The organism is Lacticaseibacillus hegangensis (genome assembly GCF_003946465.1).
Taxonomy (GTDB): domain Bacteria; phylum Bacillota; class Bacilli; order Lactobacillales; family Lactobacillaceae; genus Lacticaseibacillus; species Lacticaseibacillus hegangensis.
In genome coordinates this window covers 54,343-71,339 of record NZ_RHOL01000001.1, presented here as the reverse complement: position 1 = coordinate 71,339, position 16,997 = coordinate 54,343, and the positions used below count along the sequence as shown (strand labels likewise).

Annotated in this window: 15 protein-coding genes and 1 other RNA gene; 10 read left to right on the top strand and 6 right to left on the bottom strand. The window is 56.5% G+C overall.

The window, feature by feature from the left end:
• Positions 1-39: 39 nt before the first annotated feature.
• Together EKM86_RS00315 and recU are read right to left on the bottom strand one after the other, a co-directional pair.
• Positions 40-2,319 carry a transglycosylase domain-containing protein gene (locus EKM86_RS00315; protein ID WP_125754511.1) on the bottom strand — a complete coding sequence of 760 codons (2,280 nt, stop codon included), beginning with the start codon at positions 2,317-2,319 and terminating at the stop codon, positions 40-42.
• Entirely contained in the window at positions 2,312-2,926 is a 615-nt protein-coding gene (recU, locus tag EKM86_RS00310) for a Holliday junction resolvase RecU (RefSeq protein ID WP_125754510.1), read from the bottom strand. The genes EKM86_RS00315 and recU overlap by 8 nt, the downstream gene beginning before the upstream one ends.
• Before the next feature lie 70 nt (positions 2,927-2,996).
• Here recU and EKM86_RS00305 point away from each other — a divergent pair, with 70 nt between their 5' ends.
• From EKM86_RS00305 to EKM86_RS00265, 9 genes are all read left to right on the top strand, one after another.
• A complete protein-coding gene (locus EKM86_RS00305; RefSeq protein WP_164506099.1) occupies positions 2,997-3,560 on the top strand; it encodes a DUF1273 domain-containing protein in 564 nt (187 codons plus the stop codon).
• Positions 3,561-3,616: 56 nt separating this feature from the next.
• Positions 3,617-4,006, top strand: coding sequence for a cell division regulator GpsB (gene gpsB / locus EKM86_RS00300; protein WP_125754508.1), 390 nt, complete (start codon positions 3,617-3,619; stop codon positions 4,004-4,006).
• A 19-nt stretch (positions 4,007-4,025) separates the two neighbouring features.
• Positions 4,026-4,386: RNase P RNA component class B (gene rnpB / locus EKM86_RS00295), an RNA gene on the top strand.
• 654 nt (positions 4,387-5,040) lie between these two features.
• A complete protein-coding gene (locus EKM86_RS00290; protein WP_125754507.1) occupies positions 5,041-6,171 on the top strand; it encodes a THUMP domain-containing class I SAM-dependent RNA methyltransferase in 1,131 nt (376 codons plus the stop codon).
• A gap of 12 nt (positions 6,172-6,183) precedes the next feature.
• A complete protein-coding gene (locus EKM86_RS00285) occupies positions 6,184-7,116 on the top strand; it encodes an NAD(P)-dependent oxidoreductase (protein ID WP_125754506.1) in 933 nt (310 codons plus the stop codon).
• 65 nt (positions 7,117-7,181) lie between these two features.
• A complete protein-coding gene (locus tag EKM86_RS00280; RefSeq protein ID WP_125754505.1) occupies positions 7,182-7,409 on the top strand; it encodes a hypothetical protein in 228 nt (75 codons plus the stop codon).
• A gap of 135 nt (positions 7,410-7,544) precedes the next feature.
• The gene (locus EKM86_RS00275) at positions 7,545-9,443 is read left to right on the top strand and encodes a M13 family metallopeptidase (RefSeq protein WP_125754504.1); all 1,899 of its coding nucleotides are present in this window, start codon (positions 7,545-7,547) and stop codon (positions 9,441-9,443) included.
• A gap of 11 nt (positions 9,444-9,454) precedes the next feature.
• Complete coding sequence (locus tag EKM86_RS00270; RefSeq protein ID WP_164506094.1) at positions 9,455-9,946, top strand: GNAT family N-acetyltransferase; 492 nt, start codon at positions 9,455-9,457, stop codon at positions 9,944-9,946.
• Positions 9,947-10,024: 78 nt separating this feature from the next.
• Positions 10,025-11,203, top strand: coding sequence for an iron-containing alcohol dehydrogenase (locus tag EKM86_RS00265; RefSeq protein ID WP_125754502.1), 1,179 nt, complete (start codon positions 10,025-10,027; stop codon positions 11,201-11,203).
• Between the two features lie 50 nt (positions 11,204-11,253).
• Here EKM86_RS00265 and nrdF read toward each other — a convergent pair whose 3' ends face one another.
• The 3 genes from nrdF to nrdH all read right to left on the bottom strand — a co-directional run bounded on the left by nrdF (position 11,254) and on the right by nrdH (position 14,729).
• On the bottom strand, positions 11,254-12,210 hold the full coding sequence (gene nrdF, locus EKM86_RS00260; protein ID WP_125754501.1) for a class 1b ribonucleoside-diphosphate reductase subunit beta: 957 nt from the start codon (positions 12,208-12,210) through the stop codon (positions 11,254-11,256).
• Between the two features lie 69 nt (positions 12,211-12,279).
• The gene (gene nrdE / locus EKM86_RS00255) at positions 12,280-14,451 is read right to left on the bottom strand and encodes a class 1b ribonucleoside-diphosphate reductase subunit alpha (protein WP_125754500.1); all 2,172 of its coding nucleotides are present in this window, start codon (positions 14,449-14,451) and stop codon (positions 12,280-12,282) included.
• Between the two features lie 47 nt (positions 14,452-14,498).
• Positions 14,499-14,729, bottom strand: a complete 231-nt coding sequence (gene nrdH, locus EKM86_RS00250) for a glutaredoxin-like protein NrdH (RefSeq protein ID WP_125754499.1) — start codon at positions 14,727-14,729, stop codon at positions 14,499-14,501.
• Between the two features lie 247 nt (positions 14,730-14,976).
• Here nrdH and EKM86_RS00245 point away from each other — a divergent pair, with 247 nt between their 5' ends.
• On the top strand, positions 14,977-15,303 hold the full coding sequence (locus EKM86_RS00245; RefSeq protein WP_125754498.1) for a hypothetical protein: 327 nt from the start codon (positions 14,977-14,979) through the stop codon (positions 15,301-15,303).
• A 136-nt stretch (positions 15,304-15,439) separates the two neighbouring features.
• Here the strand turns inward: EKM86_RS00245 and cls are convergent, their stop codons facing one another.
• Entirely contained in the window at positions 15,440-16,915 is a 1,476-nt protein-coding gene (cls, locus tag EKM86_RS00240) for a cardiolipin synthase (RefSeq protein ID WP_125754497.1), read from the bottom strand.
• Positions 16,916-16,997 lie beyond the last annotated feature (82 nt).

The window sequence follows — 16,997 nt, the reverse complement described above, 5'->3', positions numbered from 1 at the left end:
TGGGCAAGGCCTTTCGCGTTGCATATGCACTTACTGGGGTCACTGCGACGTGGTACCGTCTGGTCCGGGCGAGCCGCCGCTGGCAGACGAAGAGCTGACACTAGGCTCGCTGCCGCTTTCAGCGCTGCTTGAACTGCTTGATGGCAGCTCGCTCGTTGAACTGACCGAACTGGACTCACTGCTAGAAGTCGTGCTCGAAGTTGAACTGGTGCTGGACGAGCTGACTGGCGTATCGGCCACAGCGGTCTTAGTTGACGGGCCATGACCGCGCACGTACAATTCGCGCGTCGTGTTTGCCGTGTTGCCGGTGACCGCTGTGCCAGGGTTGGAACCTTTCAAAATGTGCTCGACCAATACTGAACTTGGCCTTGTCCAATCCTTGTTCGGCAGATTCTCACTGTCGACCATGTAACTCATCATCGCCTTGTAAATCTGTTGCGCAATCAGGTCGGAGCTGCTGCCCAGGCCATTTTGAAGCGGCTTGTCGTAACCGGTCCAAATCGACATGGTGCGCTGCGTGGTGTAGCCGGTGAACCAGATGTCCTTAGCCAACCCGGACAAGGCGGGGTTGGTTTTCAGTTCCGCAGCGCCGTAGTCCGACGTGCCTGTTTTACCGGCTTCATGCAAGCCAGAAATCCGGGCGTAAACGCCGGTCCCGCCGGTGAGAACGCCCTTGAGCATGTCCGTGATCATATAGGCGGTGCTGGCTTTCATCGCGCGCGTCCCGTTGCTGGCGAAATTGGTGGTGCGGCCTTCCATGTCAACCACTTTCCGGACATAAGTCGGCTTGTAGTACGTGCCGCCGTTGGCAAAGGCGGAATAGGCGGCAGCTTCCTCCTCGGTGGTCACCGAAGCCCCAATGGCACTCGGGTAGACACGCTGATTTTCTGGCAGGGTGATGCCCAGACCTTTCAGGAAGTTTAGGCCTCTGGAAAGCCCAACAGCTTCGAGCGTACGCCCAGCCACCGGGTTGCGCGATTTGACCAGGGCCTCCCGAATCGAGATCCGCCCCAAGTACTGGTGATCGATGTTGTTAACGGTTGCCGTGCTGTTCGGCCAGGTGTATGGTTCGTCTTCCATTTGCTGGTAGGTGGAGTAGTTCAGATACTCGATTGCTGGACCGTAATCCAGCAGCGGCTTCATGGTCGAGCCGTTGCTGCGGTCGTTTTGGGTGGCGCGGTTGTAGGCCAGGCGCACATCGCCAGTCTTACGACCGCCAATTTGGGCGATCACGCGGCCGTTGTTCGGGTTGGTGATGGTCACAGCGGTTTGCAGCGAGTCATTCGGAAACTGGACATACTTATCGGTGTTGACGATATCGTACAGCCGCTGCTGGGCCTTCATGTCGATGTTGGTGTAGATTTTGAGGTTTTCGCTGTACGGATCGACGCCGGTTTTCGCCTTGACTTCCTTAATGACGGAGGTGAGGTAAGAGTCGATGACCTTGTCGGTGCCGGTGTTGGTGGTTTGCGTTTTCTGCGGCACCAGACCGTCGGTGACAGGCTTGGCTTTGGCGGCATCGGCCTGGGCCTGGCTGATTTTCTTGTTCGTCACCATCGCGGAAAGCACTTCATTGCGGCGCGTGGTGGCGGCTTCTGGGTGCTGGTAAGGGTCGTAGCCCGCGGGGGACTGCGGCATACCGGCAAGCAGCGCCATCTGGGCGAGGTCGAGCTGCTTCAAATCCTTATTGAAGTAGTACTTCGCCGCGGTACCCATGCCGCGTTGCGCGTTATCCATGTATACCTTGTTGATGTAAAACTCGAGGATTTGTTCCTTGCTGTAGGACTGCTCCAGTTTGATGGCCAGCCAGGCTTCCTGCGCCTTGCGCTTCAGTGTTTGGTCAGAGGCCTTGGTGGAAAAAACCGACAGCTTGATCAGCTGCTGGGTCAAGGTTGACCCGCCTTGCAGACCTGAGCCGCGGCCGGTGACCCGGCCGACGACGTTGTTCATCGCGGCGCTGGCGATGCGAATCGGGTCGATGCCCCAGCGCTCTTGATAAAAGCGCCGGTCTTCAATTGAGACCACGGCGTCTTTCAGCGTCTGGGGAATCTCATCGGCGTTCACATAAGTGCGACTTTCGACGCCGAGGGTGGTGATTGCATTGCCTGATTTATCATAAAGAGTGGAGCTGCCGCCAGATTTCAAGGCGGATTCCGTCACTTTGGGTGCGCTGGACGCGTAATAGGCGAACAGGCCGATGCCGGCGACCACGCCAACCACAAAAATGATCAGCAGGGTTTTCAGCACCGTGAGCCAGCGCCGTTTTTTCTTCGGCTTGCGTGCTTGTTTGCGCGCCATGCGCGATGGTGTATTAGCCATTTTGAGTGCCTCTCTTCGTTTTGATCAACCAATCCACGCCGTCCAGGTAAGGAATCAGCGGCTGGAGCTTGGGGTGCAGCTCAAAGCCGGCCGCCTCGATGGCCTTGAGTGGAATCGACTTGCGCCCGTTGTTCAGGCTCTCGGTCCACCAGCGGTTCAAATCGCTGACCGGGTAGACAAACAGCCGGTTCAGCGACACGAAGCGGATCAACGCAAAGCAGATTCCGCCTTGTTCCAGGCAGGCATTGAGATGCTTGATCTGGTGCGGATGGAAATTCTTGAGCGGGAAACTCTGCTTGTTTTTGGTCTCCTTGGCGTCAAAGTCGATGTAGTAACCCTGGTAAACGCCATTGTAGTCGGTGGTCGAAGGAGTTTTGAAATAGGCCTCCTTGATTACCGCCTGACTGCGCTGGGGGTAGTCGACTTTGACAATCTGGATCGGGGTTGGTTTCTTATAAATGACCGCACGTTTGGCCGCGCGGTAGTATTGATTGCTGGCATTGAGTTCGGCTTCTAGCGTCATGCCGCGACCGCCGTAATTGACGGCGTCCTCGGCGGTTTGCTTGCCGCTCTCGTATGCTTTACCATTGGGGTAATGAATAGCCATATGTTCACGCTCCTAGCGCCATTATATCAATCTTGGCCGGTCGTGACCTAATGAGAAGGGAACCGTTATGCTGACACGCCTTTGGCTGACGGGGTATCGCTCGTGGGAACTAAGCACTCACGGGGAAGATGACCCCAAGATCACGGTGATTAAGTATAGTTTAAAAAATGCACTGATCCCACTTTTGGACGACGGCCTGAAGTGGGTCATTACCGGCGGCGAGCTTGGCATCGAGCAGTGGGGTGCCCAAGTGGCGCTCAGCCTGAAGCCGGATTACCCGGACTTGAAGGTGGCGGTCATGCTGCCGTTTGCCGATTTCGGGCACCAGTGGAACGAGGATAATCAGAATCGCCTCCAGACGCTGCTGGCCCAGGTCGACTTCACTCAGCCGACCTCGAGTGCCCCGTATCAAAACCCAAGGCAGCTCTCAGGTTACACGCAGTTTATGTTGCATCACACGGACGGCGCACTGTTGGTTTACGACCCGGATTTTGAAGGCAAGCCGCGGTTTGCGTACCAAGGCGCGCAGTCGGAAAGTAGCCGGCGCGCTTATCCGCTGACGTTGATCGGGATGGAAGACTTGGAAGAGGCTGCGCGCGACTGGGCCGAAAGCCAGGCAAATGAGCAGTTTTAATGCGATTAGTGGTATGATACAATAGTTTCAGTAAGTCTTCGAATGAGGTGCTGGATATGGATAGCAAGGAAAATACATTCAGTGTTCAACTTGACCCTAAGGCCATTTTGGACAAGAATTTCAAAAAAGTCATGCGCGGTGACGATCCTGACGAGGTCGATGAATTTCTCGACCAAGTCATCAAGGATTACGAAAGCTACAACGCCGAGCTGGATCGTCTCAGCGAGGAGAATGCGCGATTGCGCAGTCGCGTTGACGAGCTGACCAAGCAGTTATCCGTTTCGAAGAACGTGGCCGCGGCCACACCGCAGCAGCCCAGTGCGACTGCAACCAACTACGACATTTTGAAGCGGCTTTCCAATCTGGAGCGTCACGTCTTTGGCAGCAAGCTGTCTGATGGCGGTCAAAGTACGCACGACGACCAGTCTGGAATCGATCAGTACTAAATTTGTGAATTCATTTGCAGTTCTCGAGTAATCGCGCCAGGCTGATGTCTGGTGAGGAAAGTCCATGCCCGCCCAAGCTGCGATGCTTGGAGTGTTCGCGTCAGGCCCAATAAGCCTGAGTACCGTTTACGGTAACGGCGACCCAAAGCGCTAAGGCTTCGGCTATGCGTGAGTCGGTCTGAAAAGTGCCACAGAGACGATGCTGACGGGAAACCGCCAGTCTGGAACGGGTAAACCCCGCGAGCGAGTAACCCAAACTTTGGTAGGGGCGCAAGGCCTAGGAAATTGAACCGATGGCCCTAACAGCGAAAGCTGAGATAGATGATTACTGAAGGCACCTTGGCCTGACTTGGTGCTGGAACAAAACATGGCTTATAGAGAACTGCAAACAGGCGCGGCTCGGGGTATCCCCGGGCTGTTTTTTTGTAAGGTGCGAAAGGCAAGGTGCGAAGGGGTCGCGCACTTAGGGGAATGGGTAGCCTAGCTCGAGGCATTGCCGCTGCTTCTTCGCGGCGAGGCCTCGAGCGTAGCTAGCCACTTCCCCGTTGCGAACCCGTAGCCCGATTATGTAAGGTGCGAAGGGCTGGCGGTTTTAGCGGGATGGCTAGCCTAGCGCAAGGCATTGCCGGCGATTTTGGCCGGCGAGGGCTTGTGCGTTGATCAGCCTGTCTCGCAAAGCGAGCTACAGGCTGACATGCGTAGCAGCTAGCCACTCCCGCGTTGCCAGCCCGTAGCCCGATTAAAGTAAGGTGCGAAGACTTGGCGCACTTAGGGGGACAGGCAGCCTAGCCAGAGGCGTTGCCGCCGCTTTTTGGCGGTGAGGCCTCTGGCGTAGCTGGCTGCTCCCCCGTTGCCAAGTCGAAGCCCGATTAGATCAACAGGCGAAGGACTGGCGGTTTTGTCCGTTAAAACCATAAAACACGATCAGTCCCGGTCCGAAAAGCACCCACCAAAGCCGCAGTTTTACCTATTCGTTTCCGGTGACACGGCCCCTTTTCTGGGGTAACATTGAAGCGACAGAAAAGGAGACTATTATGCAATATAAATTACTGGCCACCATGGCTTCCGGTCTGGAAGCCTTGACCGCACGGGAGATCCGCGACCTGGGCTTCGACGAGCAAACCGATAACGGCAAAGTGTACTTTCAGGGCGACGAGACAGCCATTGCCAAGGCCAATGTCTGGCTGCGCACTGCTGACCGCGTGAAAATCGTAGTCGGGCAGTTTACTGCCACCACTTTTGACGAGCTGTTTGAAGGCGTCAAGGCGCTGCCATGGGATCAGTACCTGCCGCTCGATGCTGCGTTTCCAGTGGAAGGCCGCAGCGTGCGCTCGAAGCTGCACTCCGAGCCTGACGTGCAGGCCATCACTAAAAAAGCCATCGTTGATAAACTGGCGACGGTTTATCACCGACGCGGCCGCCTGGCGGAAACCGGCAAAACTTACCCGCTGGAAGTTTCGATTCTGCGTGACGTGGCGACGTTGACCATCGACACGACTGGACCGAGCTTATTCAAGCGCGGCTACCGGATCGCCAAAGGGGAAGCACCGCTGAAGGAAAACTTTGCGGCCGCGCTGGTCATGCTGACGAGCTGGCACCCGGACATGCCGTTTGTCGATCCGACCACCGGTTCCGGCACGATTCCAATCGAAGCGGCGCTGTGGGGTCTGAATATCGCGCCTGGGCTGCAGCGGCAATTTGCGTTTGAAAACTTCGGCTTCATGGATCCGCAGATTTTGCAGGACGTGAAGGATGAGGCGCTGGATGACGCGGACTTTGACCGGGAACTCGACATTCAGGGCTTCGACCTTGATCCGAAAATGATTGAAATCGCTCAGGAAAACGCCAAGCAGGCGGGCTTGGGCCAAACCGTGCACTTCAAGCAGCTGGCGGTCAAGGATAACCGCCTCGACAACGCTCAGCACGGGGTGTTAGTGGCCAACCCACCATACGGGAAACGGCTTGGCGAACTGGACGCTGCCCGCACGCTGTATCGCGAAATGGGCCAGGTCTACGGCGGGCTGACCAACTGGAGCCGCTACATTCTGACTGCCGACTTGGAGTTTGAAAAAGCCTTTGGGCAAAAGGCGACTAAGCGGCGCAAGTTGTACAACGGGACGATTCGCACGGATTACTTCCAGTTCTGGGCGCAGCGGCGCCACTAAAAGGAGCGCGTAATGAATATTTTGGCTTTGTACGGGCTGCCAAGCAGCGCGACCGATGATTTTGCTGAGCATCCGGACTGGCACGTGATTTCAAAGGCTGCCTACACTAAAGACCAAGCCGAGAACATCGACGTGATTTTGGGGTGGGACGCGGTCGGCGCCGAGCTGATTGCCGGCCCGAATCACGTTAAATTTGTTCAGGCCATGTCAGCTGGTGTCGATTACCTGCCATTGACGCAGTTCCAGCAGCAAGGCATTCAACTGGCCAACACCAGCGGCATCCATGCTGAACCCATCGCGCAGTCGACCCTGGCCATGGTGTTGGCGTTTGCCCGCGGCCTGGTGCCATTTGCACGGCAGTGGGACAACGATGCCCGGCGGCCGGAAATGTGGCTGCCAGCCGGCAAAACGGCAGTGATTTTTGGCACCGGGCACATCGGCCGTGTGATTGCCCGCCGGCTCAACCAGCAGGGCATGACGGTCTGGGGGCTCAGCCGGCACGGCAACGCCGCCGAGGGCTTTGCGAAGGTCGGCACCGATGAGCAGGCTGTCGCCTTTGCGGCAGGTGCCGACGTGCTGATCAATGTGATGCCGCTGACCGCCGCCACGCAGCACTTTTTCAATGCGAGTTTCTTCAATGGGTTGAAGCAGGCGCCGCTGTTCGTCAATGTTGGGCGCGGTCAAACCGTTGACACGGTGGCCCTGCGCAATGCGCTCCACGCCGGTCGCATCTCAGGGGCGGCGCTGGACGTCTTCGAGCAAGAACCGCTGCCCAGCACCGATCCGCTGTGGCAGGAGCCGCGCGTGCTGATCACGCCTCATATTTCGGGCACCGTGCCACACCTGCGTGAGGCGGTTTACCAAATTTTTAAACCGAACCTCGAGGCCTTGGCCGCCACGGGTCAGATTGTCAAAAATCGCGTCGACTTGACCGCCGGCTACTGATTTTTGCCGAGATAACGCGTATACTGAAAGCGTTATCAAAAGCACCCAAAAGGAGGTTCTTGCTCATGGCGCAACGCACCACTGAGATTATTGGCTTACTGGAGGACGCATTACTGACGAAGCGAAAGGTCTCGATCCACACCATCGATAAGCAAATATTGAAGGGCATCATTGCCGAGATTCACCCGGCGACGGTCAAACCATATCAGGAGCGGAGCACGGTGATCATCGAAACGCCAAAAGGCGCTAAGAGGGTCCAGGAATACGCGATCACAAAAATCGCTTGGGCTTGACAAGGCGGCGGCACACACAGTGGTGCCGCCGTTTTTGTGCAACGTGCGCAACACAGGTGAAAACAACCCGGGCTTGCGCTATAATTAGCATTACATTAAACGCTGGTGAGAGCCGGCGAAGGGAGCGACAAGAAAATGGCTGAAGCACGATACCAGGATGATTTGTACGAAGCCGTCAACGGCGAATGGGAAAAGACGGCGGAAATTGCGCCAGACAAGACCGCGACAGGCGGCTTTAACGACCTCGCAGACGACGTCGAGGCGAAGCTGATGGCGGACTTTGCCGGCGTCAGCGACGGCAGCAAGCAGGCGCCGGATGCCTACTTTGCCGAGGCCGTAAAGCTTTACGACAAGGCCAAGGACTTCAAAGCTCGCGACCAGGCCGGTATCAAGCCGGCGCTGGACCGCTTGGTGCCGCTGAACGACACTTCGGACATCGCGGCGTTCAACGCCAAAGCCGCCGACCTGTCCGCCTCGCTGTTCCCAATGCCGTTTGAAACGGATGCGGAACCAGACCTCAAGGACACCAGCGTCAACAAGATCACGCTGACCGGCCCGGCCACCATTTTGCCTGACGTGCCTTACTACGCTGAAGACAATGAACAGGGCAAGGCGCTGCTCAAAGTCTGGGCAGACATGGTCAAGGAAATTCTGGCGCAAACGGATCTCAGCGAAGCAGACCAGGCGGCCTACCTGGACGATGCGCTGGCGTTTGACCGCGAGTTGGCCAAGCACGTAAAGACGCGCGAAGAGTGGGCAGACTACCCGAAGGCTTACAACCCGCAATCCTTCCAGGAAGTTGCCGACCAGCTCGGTGATTTTGACCTGGCCAGTTTTGCTAAGGACGCCTGGCCGGCAGTGCCGGACACGATCATCGTCGCCGACCCCCGTTTCTTGAAGGAATTCACGCAGCTGTTCTCAGCGGCAACGTTTGAGCGGTACAAGCACTGGGCCTATGTCTCTGACTTGGTTTCCAACACCGGGTACCTGAGCGAAGACCTGCGCCAGCTCGGCGGGAAGTTCGGTCGTGCGCTCTCCGGCAATCCGGAAGCGCCAAAGCAGATCAAGCACGCCTACCGCCTGGCTAACCGGGTCTTCTCGGAACCGGTCGGCATCTACTACGGTCGCACCTACTTCGGCGAAGAAGCCAAGCAGGATGTGACCCAGCTGGTCGAGAACATGATTGCGACCTACAAGCGCCGACTCGCCAACTCTGATTGGCTCAGTCAGTCCACCAAAGACAAGGCCATCGTCAAGCTCGACAAAATGGTCCTGAAAATGGGCTACCCGGAGCGCCCGAATGAAGTATACGACCGCATGCATGTGCAGGACGACCAAGGCCTGCTGGAAAATGTGATCCAGCTCGCCGAGGCGCGGCATGCCTTCAACGTTGAGCAGCTGACCAAGCCGGTCGACCGCAACGTCTGGAACATGCCAGGGCACCTGGTCAACGCCAGCTATGATCCGTCGCGCAATGACATCACGTTCCCAGCAGCCATTTTGCAGGCTCCTTTCTACTCCTTGAAGCAAACCGCCAGTGAAAACTACGGCGGGATTGGGGCCGTCATCGCCCACGAAATTTCACACGGGTTTGACAACAACGGGGCCCAATTCGACGAGTACGGCAACATGACGAACTGGTGGCAGGAAGCCGACTACGCCCACTTCAAAGAACTGACCCAGCAGATGATCGACGAGTTCGACGGGCTTGAAACGCCGGCGGGTAAGGTCAACGGCAAACAGATCGTCTCCGAAAACATCGCGGATGCCGGCGGCTTGGCCGCAGCCTTGGAAACCGCACAGAATCAGCCCGATGCCGACCTCAAGGCGTTCTTCACCAACTGGGCCCGGGTCTGGCGTCAGAAGTCCCGGCCGGAATACGCCAAGTTCATTTTGTCGATCGACGTGCACGCGCCGAACAAGTTGCGAGCGAATGTGCAGCCGCAGAACCTGGATGAATTTTACTCGACCTTTGACGTGAAGCCAGGCGATGGCATGTACACCGCCCCTGAAAAGCGCGTCCACATTTGGTAAACGAGGAAATTTTGGCGCGATATTCGCACCTGGAAACGGCCCGGCTCACGCTGCGGCCGTTTTTGCTGACCGATGCCAAGTCGCTGCTCGCCAACGGTCAAGATCCGCGCGCCAATCAGTGGACGCTGCGGTTTGCCGACTTGAGCGCCGCTCGGGCCAACATTCGCCGCTACTGGCTGGGGCAGCCGGCGGGCAAATGGGTGATCGAGCAAGACGGCGTGTTTCTCGGCGCCGTGGAGTGCCACTTGCACCCAGCCATCGATGGGGTGGAAATTGGCTACCTGCTCTTGCCTGAGTACTGGGGGCAGGGGTTTGCCACCGAAGCGGCCCGCGCGGTGATGCAGCTGGCGTTCGGGCCGCTTGAGGCGCAAAGCGTGTTGATTGGCTGCGATGAGGCGAATCACCGCTCTGCCGGGGTGGCGCAGCGCTTGGGGCTGCACCTGGGCTGGCTGGTGTTGGCGGCCCATCAAGACGCGGAAACCTGGTGGGTGCGGTATCGCTGACCGCTTGTCAATCTGGCCCAGATGGCTCACAGTAAAGGGGACAGCATCGCCTGCCAAAGAATGTATTGGAGGTTTATCATGCAAGCTTTTCGGTTAAATAATCAAACGGATTTGCGGTTCGGCCCGCTCAAAGAGGCGGACCTTAAGGCCGCGGTCAGCCAGTTCGGCGACCGCGTGCTCTTTGTTTACGGCGGTCATTCAATTAAAGCCAGTGGGCTGTATGACCGCGTCATCAAGGCCCTTTCTGGTCTGCACGTCACGGAGCTGCCGGGCATCGCGCCCAATCCCAAAATCGCTTCCGTGCGCGCCGGCAAGAAGCTGGCAAAGGCCAACAACATTCAGGTGATCCTGGCCGTCGGCGGCGGCTCGGTCATTGACGCATCCAAGGTAATCGGTGAGGCTGCGAACTACGCCGGCGACCCGTGGGACCTCGTCCTCGACAGTGAGCTGGGTAAAAGCACCCCGCAGCTGCCGATCGTCGACGTGGTGACGCTGGCCGCCACCGGCACCGAAATGAACATCAACGCGGTCATCTCCAATCCTGAGACCAAGCAAAAACTGGGGGCTCGCAGCAGTCGCACGCCGGCGGTATCATTCATGGACCCGACGTTGACCTTCACCGTGCCGGCGCGGCAAACCGCGGCCGGTTCGATGGATATTTTCAGCCACCTGTGTGAGCAGTATTTTGATCGCGAACCCGATAATGACGCCACCAAGGGCATGATCGAAGGGCTGATGCGCAGCGTGATCAAATGGGCGCCAGTGGCGATCAAGCAGCCGGATTCACTGCCGGCGCGTCAGAACCTCATGTGGACCGCCACCGCGGCGCTGAACGGCGAAATGGGGGCGGGCAACCGCAACGGCTGGTCCTGTCATGCCATGGAGCACGAGCTCTCCGCGTTTTACGACATCACGCACGGTGTCGGGCTGGGGATTTTGACCCCGCGCTGGATGCATTACGTCTTGACGTCTGATCCCACGACCACGGCGCTGTTTGCCCGGTTTGGCCGCAACGTCTGGCACCTGACCGATGCCGAAGAAGCGGATCTTGCCGGCCACGCGATTGCCAAGACGCTGAGCTGGATCACCAGCCTTGGCTTTGGCATGACGCTGCCGGAAGTGGGCATTGCGGACGATAAGAACTTCGCTCCAATGGCCCAAGCCGCTGCCAAGCGTTTAGGCAATGCCTACCTGCCGCTGGATGAAGCGGCGGTCACGGCCATTTACCAGGCCAGCATGACGCCTGGGTTAGCCTAGGCACAAAAATAGCGCTGATCACTTTTGATGATCAGCGCTATTATTTTGGCCTAGAACTTGTAGTCGTCGTCGCTCATGGCTTCGACTTCGCCCAAACGGTAGCCGTTGCCGACCTGGGAGAAGAAGTCGTGGTTCGACGTGGAGGTGGAGATCCCGTTCATGACGATCGGGTTCACATCCTCGGCGGTGTCTGGGAACAGGGGATCCTGACCCAGATTCATCAGCGCCTTGTTGGCGTTGTAGCGCAGGAAGGTGAGGACTTCATCGGTCCAGTCGGTCTTGGCGTACAAGTCGTTGGTGTAGCCTTCCTCGTTGGCGTAGAGGTCGTACAGCAGATCGTACATCCAGTCCTTCATTTTGCTTTGCTCGTCTTCTGAGAGCTCGTTAAAGCCAAGTTGGAACTTGTAGCCGATGTAGGTTCCGTGAACGGACTCGTCGCGAATGATCAGCTTGATGATCTCTGCAACGTTGGTCAACTTGTTGTTGCCCAGGTAGTAAAGCGGGGTGAAGAAGCCGGAGTAGAACAGGAAGGTTTCCAGGAAGACTGATGCGACCTTTTTCTCCAGCGGCGAACCGTTGTGATAGATGTCGTTGATCTTGTTGGCCTTGTACTGCAGGTGTTTGTTGGAGTTGGTCCAGTCAAAGATCTCATCGATTTCTGCCGGGGTATTCAGCGTGGAAAAAATCGTCGAGTAGGACTTTGCGTGCACGGACTCCATGAACTGGATGTTGTTCAGCACCGCGCGCTCCTGCTGGGTGCGAATATTGTCCATCAAGCTGCGCATGCCGTCCTGGCTTTGCAGGGTATCCAGCAGCGTGAGGCCGCCAAAAACATGGCCGACGACCCACTGCTCGTCTGAGCTCAAGGTGCGCCAGTCATCCAGGTCGTTTGACACCGGGATCCGGGTATCGAGCCAAAACTGCTCGGTCAGCTTTTCCCAGGTCGCCTTGTCGATCTGGTCTTCAATGTCGTTCCAATTGATCGCAATATACTGCTTTTCAGCCATTTTGCCACTCCTTAAAATTGTTTGCCGCAAGACTCGCAAAAGGCAGGGCCAAGCCCTGCCCGCTGCGGTTTAAATCGAGCAAGATTCGCAAGCGTTCGAACCGATTTCTTCCTGGTCATCCGTGTAAGTCCGGATGTAGTAAATCGACTTGATGCCCTTGTGGTGTGCGTAGTTGCGCAGAATGTTCAAATCGCGCGTGGTCATCTTGTTGGTGCGACCCTTTTTCCATGGGTACATGCCTTCTGGAATCGTGGAGCGCATGAACAAGGTGAGGGACATGCTTTGGTCAACGTGCTGCTGGGCCTCGGCGTAAACGTCGATTTCCTTGCGCATGTCGATGTCGTAGGCACTCTTGTAATAAGGCATCGTGTCGTTGGAAAGGCCAGGAGCGGGATAGTAGATCGTCCCGATTTTCTTTTCCTGGCGGTCCTCAATGCGGTTGACGATCGGCTGCAAGGAGGCGCTGGTGTCGTTGATGTAAGAGATCGAGCCGTTCGGGGCGACAGCAAGACGGTTCTGGTGATACAAACCATCCTTCATGACCGCGGCTTTTAGATCAGCCCAATCCTGCTGCGTCGGGATTTTCACGTTTTTGAACAGCTCCTGAACCTTTGCGGTCTTCGGCGCCCAGGTCTGGTTGACGTACTTGTCGAAATACGAGCCATCGGCGTACTTGCTGGCCTTGAAGTTGTGGAAGGTCTCACCGCGCTCTGCGGCGATCTTGTTCGACGCCTTCAGGGTGTAATAGTTGAGCAGCAGGAAGTAGATGTTGGTGAAGTCGAGCGACTCCTCGTCCCCATACTGCATGTGGTTCAAGGCAAAGTAGGTGTGCAGGCCCATTGCGCCCAGGCCGATGGAGTGGGCGAGGTGGTTGCCGTGTTGAACCGACGGCACGACATCGATGTTGCTGCTGTCGGTGACATAGGTCAACGCGCGCACCATGGCCTCAACACTCTTGCCGAAGTCCTGGCTCTTCATGAGGTTCGGAATGTTAGTTGAACCCAGGTTGCAGGAAACATCGGTGCCCATCACGTCGTATTCCTGCTTGTTGTTGATCACGCTTGGCGTTTGCACCTGCATGATTTCCGAGCACAGGTTGGACATGATGATCTTGCCGGCAATCGGGCTGGCGTCGTTAGCGGTATCAATGTTAACGATGTACGGGTAGCCGGATTCCTGCTGGAGCTTAGAAATTTCGTTTTCCAGGTCGCGGGCCTTGATCTTGTACTTCTTGATCTTGGGGTTGGCGACCATGTTGTCGTATTCCTTGCTGATGTCAACGTAGGAGAATGGCTGGCCGTACTCGCGCTCCACGGAGTAAGGGGAGAACAGGTACATGTCAGCGTCTGCGGCAACCAGTTCGTAATACTTGTCTGGTACGATCACGCCGAGGCTCAGGGTCTTGACGCGGTACTTTTCGTCGGCGTTTTCCTTCTTGGCGCCCAGGAAGCTAATGATGTCTGGGTGGAAGACGTTCAGGTAAACGACCCCGGCCCCTTGGCGCTGGCCCAGCTGGTTAGAATAGGAAAAGCTGTCTTCCAGCAGCTTCATGACTGGCAGCACACCGCTGGCTGCGCCTTCGATGCCCTTGATCGGGGCCCCGGCTTCGCGCAGGTTCGACAGGGTCAAGCCGACCCCGCCGCCAATGCGGGAAAGCTCCAGCGCTGAGTTCACGGCGCGGCCGATGGAGTTCATATCATCGGCGATCTGCAGCAAGAAACAGGAAACCAATTCACCGCGGCGCAAGCGGCCGGCGTTCAGGAACGACGGGGTGGCCGGCTGGTAGCGCTGGTGGATCATTTCATCCGCCAGGGCCATCGCCAAGTCTTCGTTGCCATCCGCAAAGTACAGGGCATTCGAAAAGACGCGGTCTTTGAAGTCTTCCAAGTAGTACTGGTTGTCATCCGTCTTCAAGGCGTATTGGGCGTAAAACTTGTACGCCGCCATGAAGGACTTGAATTGGAACCCGGCGTTGGTCAGAAAATCGTTGATCTTTTCCAGGAAGGCTGGACTGTATTTATCCAGCATGGCCTTTTCGTAGTACTTGTTTTTGACCAAGTAGTCGAGCCTGTCCTGAAGGGACGCGAAATGTTTGGTGTTTGGCGTCACATTCTCTTCAAGAAAGGCAGCCAGGGCCTGCTTGTCCTTGGCCAGCGGAATCTGGCCATCAACGGGGATATTAATCTCATTATTCAATGCGTAGTATGAAACGTCTTCTGGTTTCAGCGTGCTTAATGCCATAATGTCACCACTTTCACAAAGTTAGGGAGATGAAAAAAGCTGGCCGATTAGCCAGCCAGCTGCTTCAATGCTTCTGGGCGGAACCCGTAGAAGGATTGCAATCCGTCAGCCTCAAGGACCGGCACAGCCTGGAAGCCTTTATCTTTCAAGTAGCTGATGTATTGAGGCTCTTCGTTAATGTTGTGTTCGGTGAATTGAATGTTGTGGGTCCGCAAGTAGTTCTTCGTCATGCGGCACTGCGGGCAGCCGTTCTTGGTAAACAATGTAATGTTGCTCATATCAATCACTCTTTCTTGTTATCTTATGGGACTATCATACTCAATGTTGGGGGTGCGGTCAAGCAAAAACACCACATCTTGTGGCCAGCGGATTTTCAGGCCTCAAGGTGCGGTGTTAAAGGTTTTGTACGTTTAGTATACCGCGACTGTCCAAATAAAAATAGCCTTTGGACACTATTTTTTTGTAAGTTTCTCAGGGTACGGCCATTGACCTATAATAAAGACACAAGGTATCGGAGGTGAAAACATGAGTGATGACAAAAAAGCGGACGAAGCTGCCGCTGTCGACATGGTGGATGGCCTCATCGATTACGCCAGCAAGCACGGAATCAAAAGCCGCGACCTCGCGAAAACCCTGATCGAAGCCACTAAAAATGGCTTGGAAGGGGTCGATGCCCTGTTCAAAGATGGGGGCCTGGAGCGGCGAAGCGTTGAAGACCTTGCCACGGGGTATTTGATCGATCGCTATCACCTGGAAGGCGACGAACTGAAGACCCGCCACGACGAAATGGTCAAGGCGGCTTTGGAGACGTTGCGCAAGCGTCCGGAAGCATTTGATAAATGGGTCAAATAAACCAGACTGAGAGATATACACGTTTAGTCCGAAACACAAGCGCCCCTGAGCTGCGATTCGTCTTAGAATCGCGACCCAGGGGCGCTGGCGTACTTTGGAAATTGAATAAGAGACACGTTTTTTGCGCTCTGATTGGTTACAGCACAGGGGAGAGAAGCCGTGAGAAATACTGCTTGAATCGCAGCCAGTGGCCTTGACTCTTGATCAGCGCCGGCGTCAGCAGCTGACTGTGCTTCAAGTCCTCATCAAACGCCGCCGTCAGCTGCTCAGCGATTTTGGCATCGTAGATGAACGCGTTGACTTCAAAATTCAGCTTAAACGAGCGAATATCGAAGTTGGCTGAGCCGACACTGGCGACTACATCGTCGATCACCAGCGTCTTGGCGTGCAGGAACCCGTTTTGGTAGTGGTAAATCTTAATCCCGTAGCGGCTCAGGTAATTGGCGTAGTACTGGGTCGCCCGGAAGATAAAGGGGTGATCGGGCATGTCCGGCACCATCACCTGGACGTCGATGCCGGCCAAGGCGGCGGTGATCAGCGCGTCCATGGCCGTGTCGTCGGGGATCAGGTACGGCGTCTGCAGGCGAATCGACTTGGTCGCGCTGGCGATCATCTTCACATAGCCGTACTTGATCTGCTGCGCGGAGGAATCTGGGCCGCTGGCGACGATTTGCATCGGCGCGCTCCCCAGGTGAAGGTGGCGCGTCGCCAGATTTTCCGGCGACAGCGGCGCGACATCGATGTCGTAAGGCTCGGCCTGATCATCCGGCACGGTCGCATTCCAGTCCATCAGAAACTGCACCTTCAGCGCGTACACCGTATTGCCGCGAATGCGCAGGTGCGTGTCGCGCCAGAACCCGAATTTCTTTTTGCGGGACACGTACTGGTCGCCGACGTTAAAGCCGCCGATGAAGCCGATGTCGTCGTCGATCACAACGATTTTGCGGTGCAGCCGGTAGTTCAGCCGAAAATCGGTGATGAGGTGCTGCGAGGAAAAGTAGGCTTCCGCCTTGGCCCCAGCGGCCAACAGCGGCGCCCAGAACTTTTTGTTTGCGCCAAGGGAACCCCAGGCGTCGTAAAGGACCAGGACCTTGACGCCTTGCTTGGCTTTCTTGATCAACAGGTCCCGGAACTGGTTGCCCAGCTCGTCGTTGTAAAAGGTGTAATACTCCACAAAGACGTGGTCCGTCGCCGCTTCGATGTCTTCAAAAAGCTTGGCAAACTTTTTTTTGCCGTCGAAGAACAGGTCGACTGAGTTATCCCCCAGCACCGGCGCGCTGGCCGTGTTAAGAAACAAGGTGGTCAGCTCCTTGGCGGCCGTTGAGGTCACCGCGGCCGGCAGCAGGCGGCCGTGGGTGTTGGCGTGCTTTTGCATCGCCACAAAGGCCTTGGTCCCGCGTCGGTACTCGGTTTGGATCGCGTGCACCTTTTTGGTCGAGAGGCCGCGGCCAGCAAACAGGTAAATGCCAAACCCGATCACCGGCAGAAAAATCAGCACCAAAAGCCAAGCCCAGGTCGTGGAAATATCGCGCACCGACCGGAGCACGGTGAAAATGGCTGCAATGGTGTTGAGCAGCAGCACCAGTAAAATGATGATTGTAAGAAGAGACATGCACGCACCGCCTTTAATCGATTGATCGCCCGGCAAGCCGCCGGACCTCGTCTGTGGCCAATTTTGCCACGTCCGCAGGTAA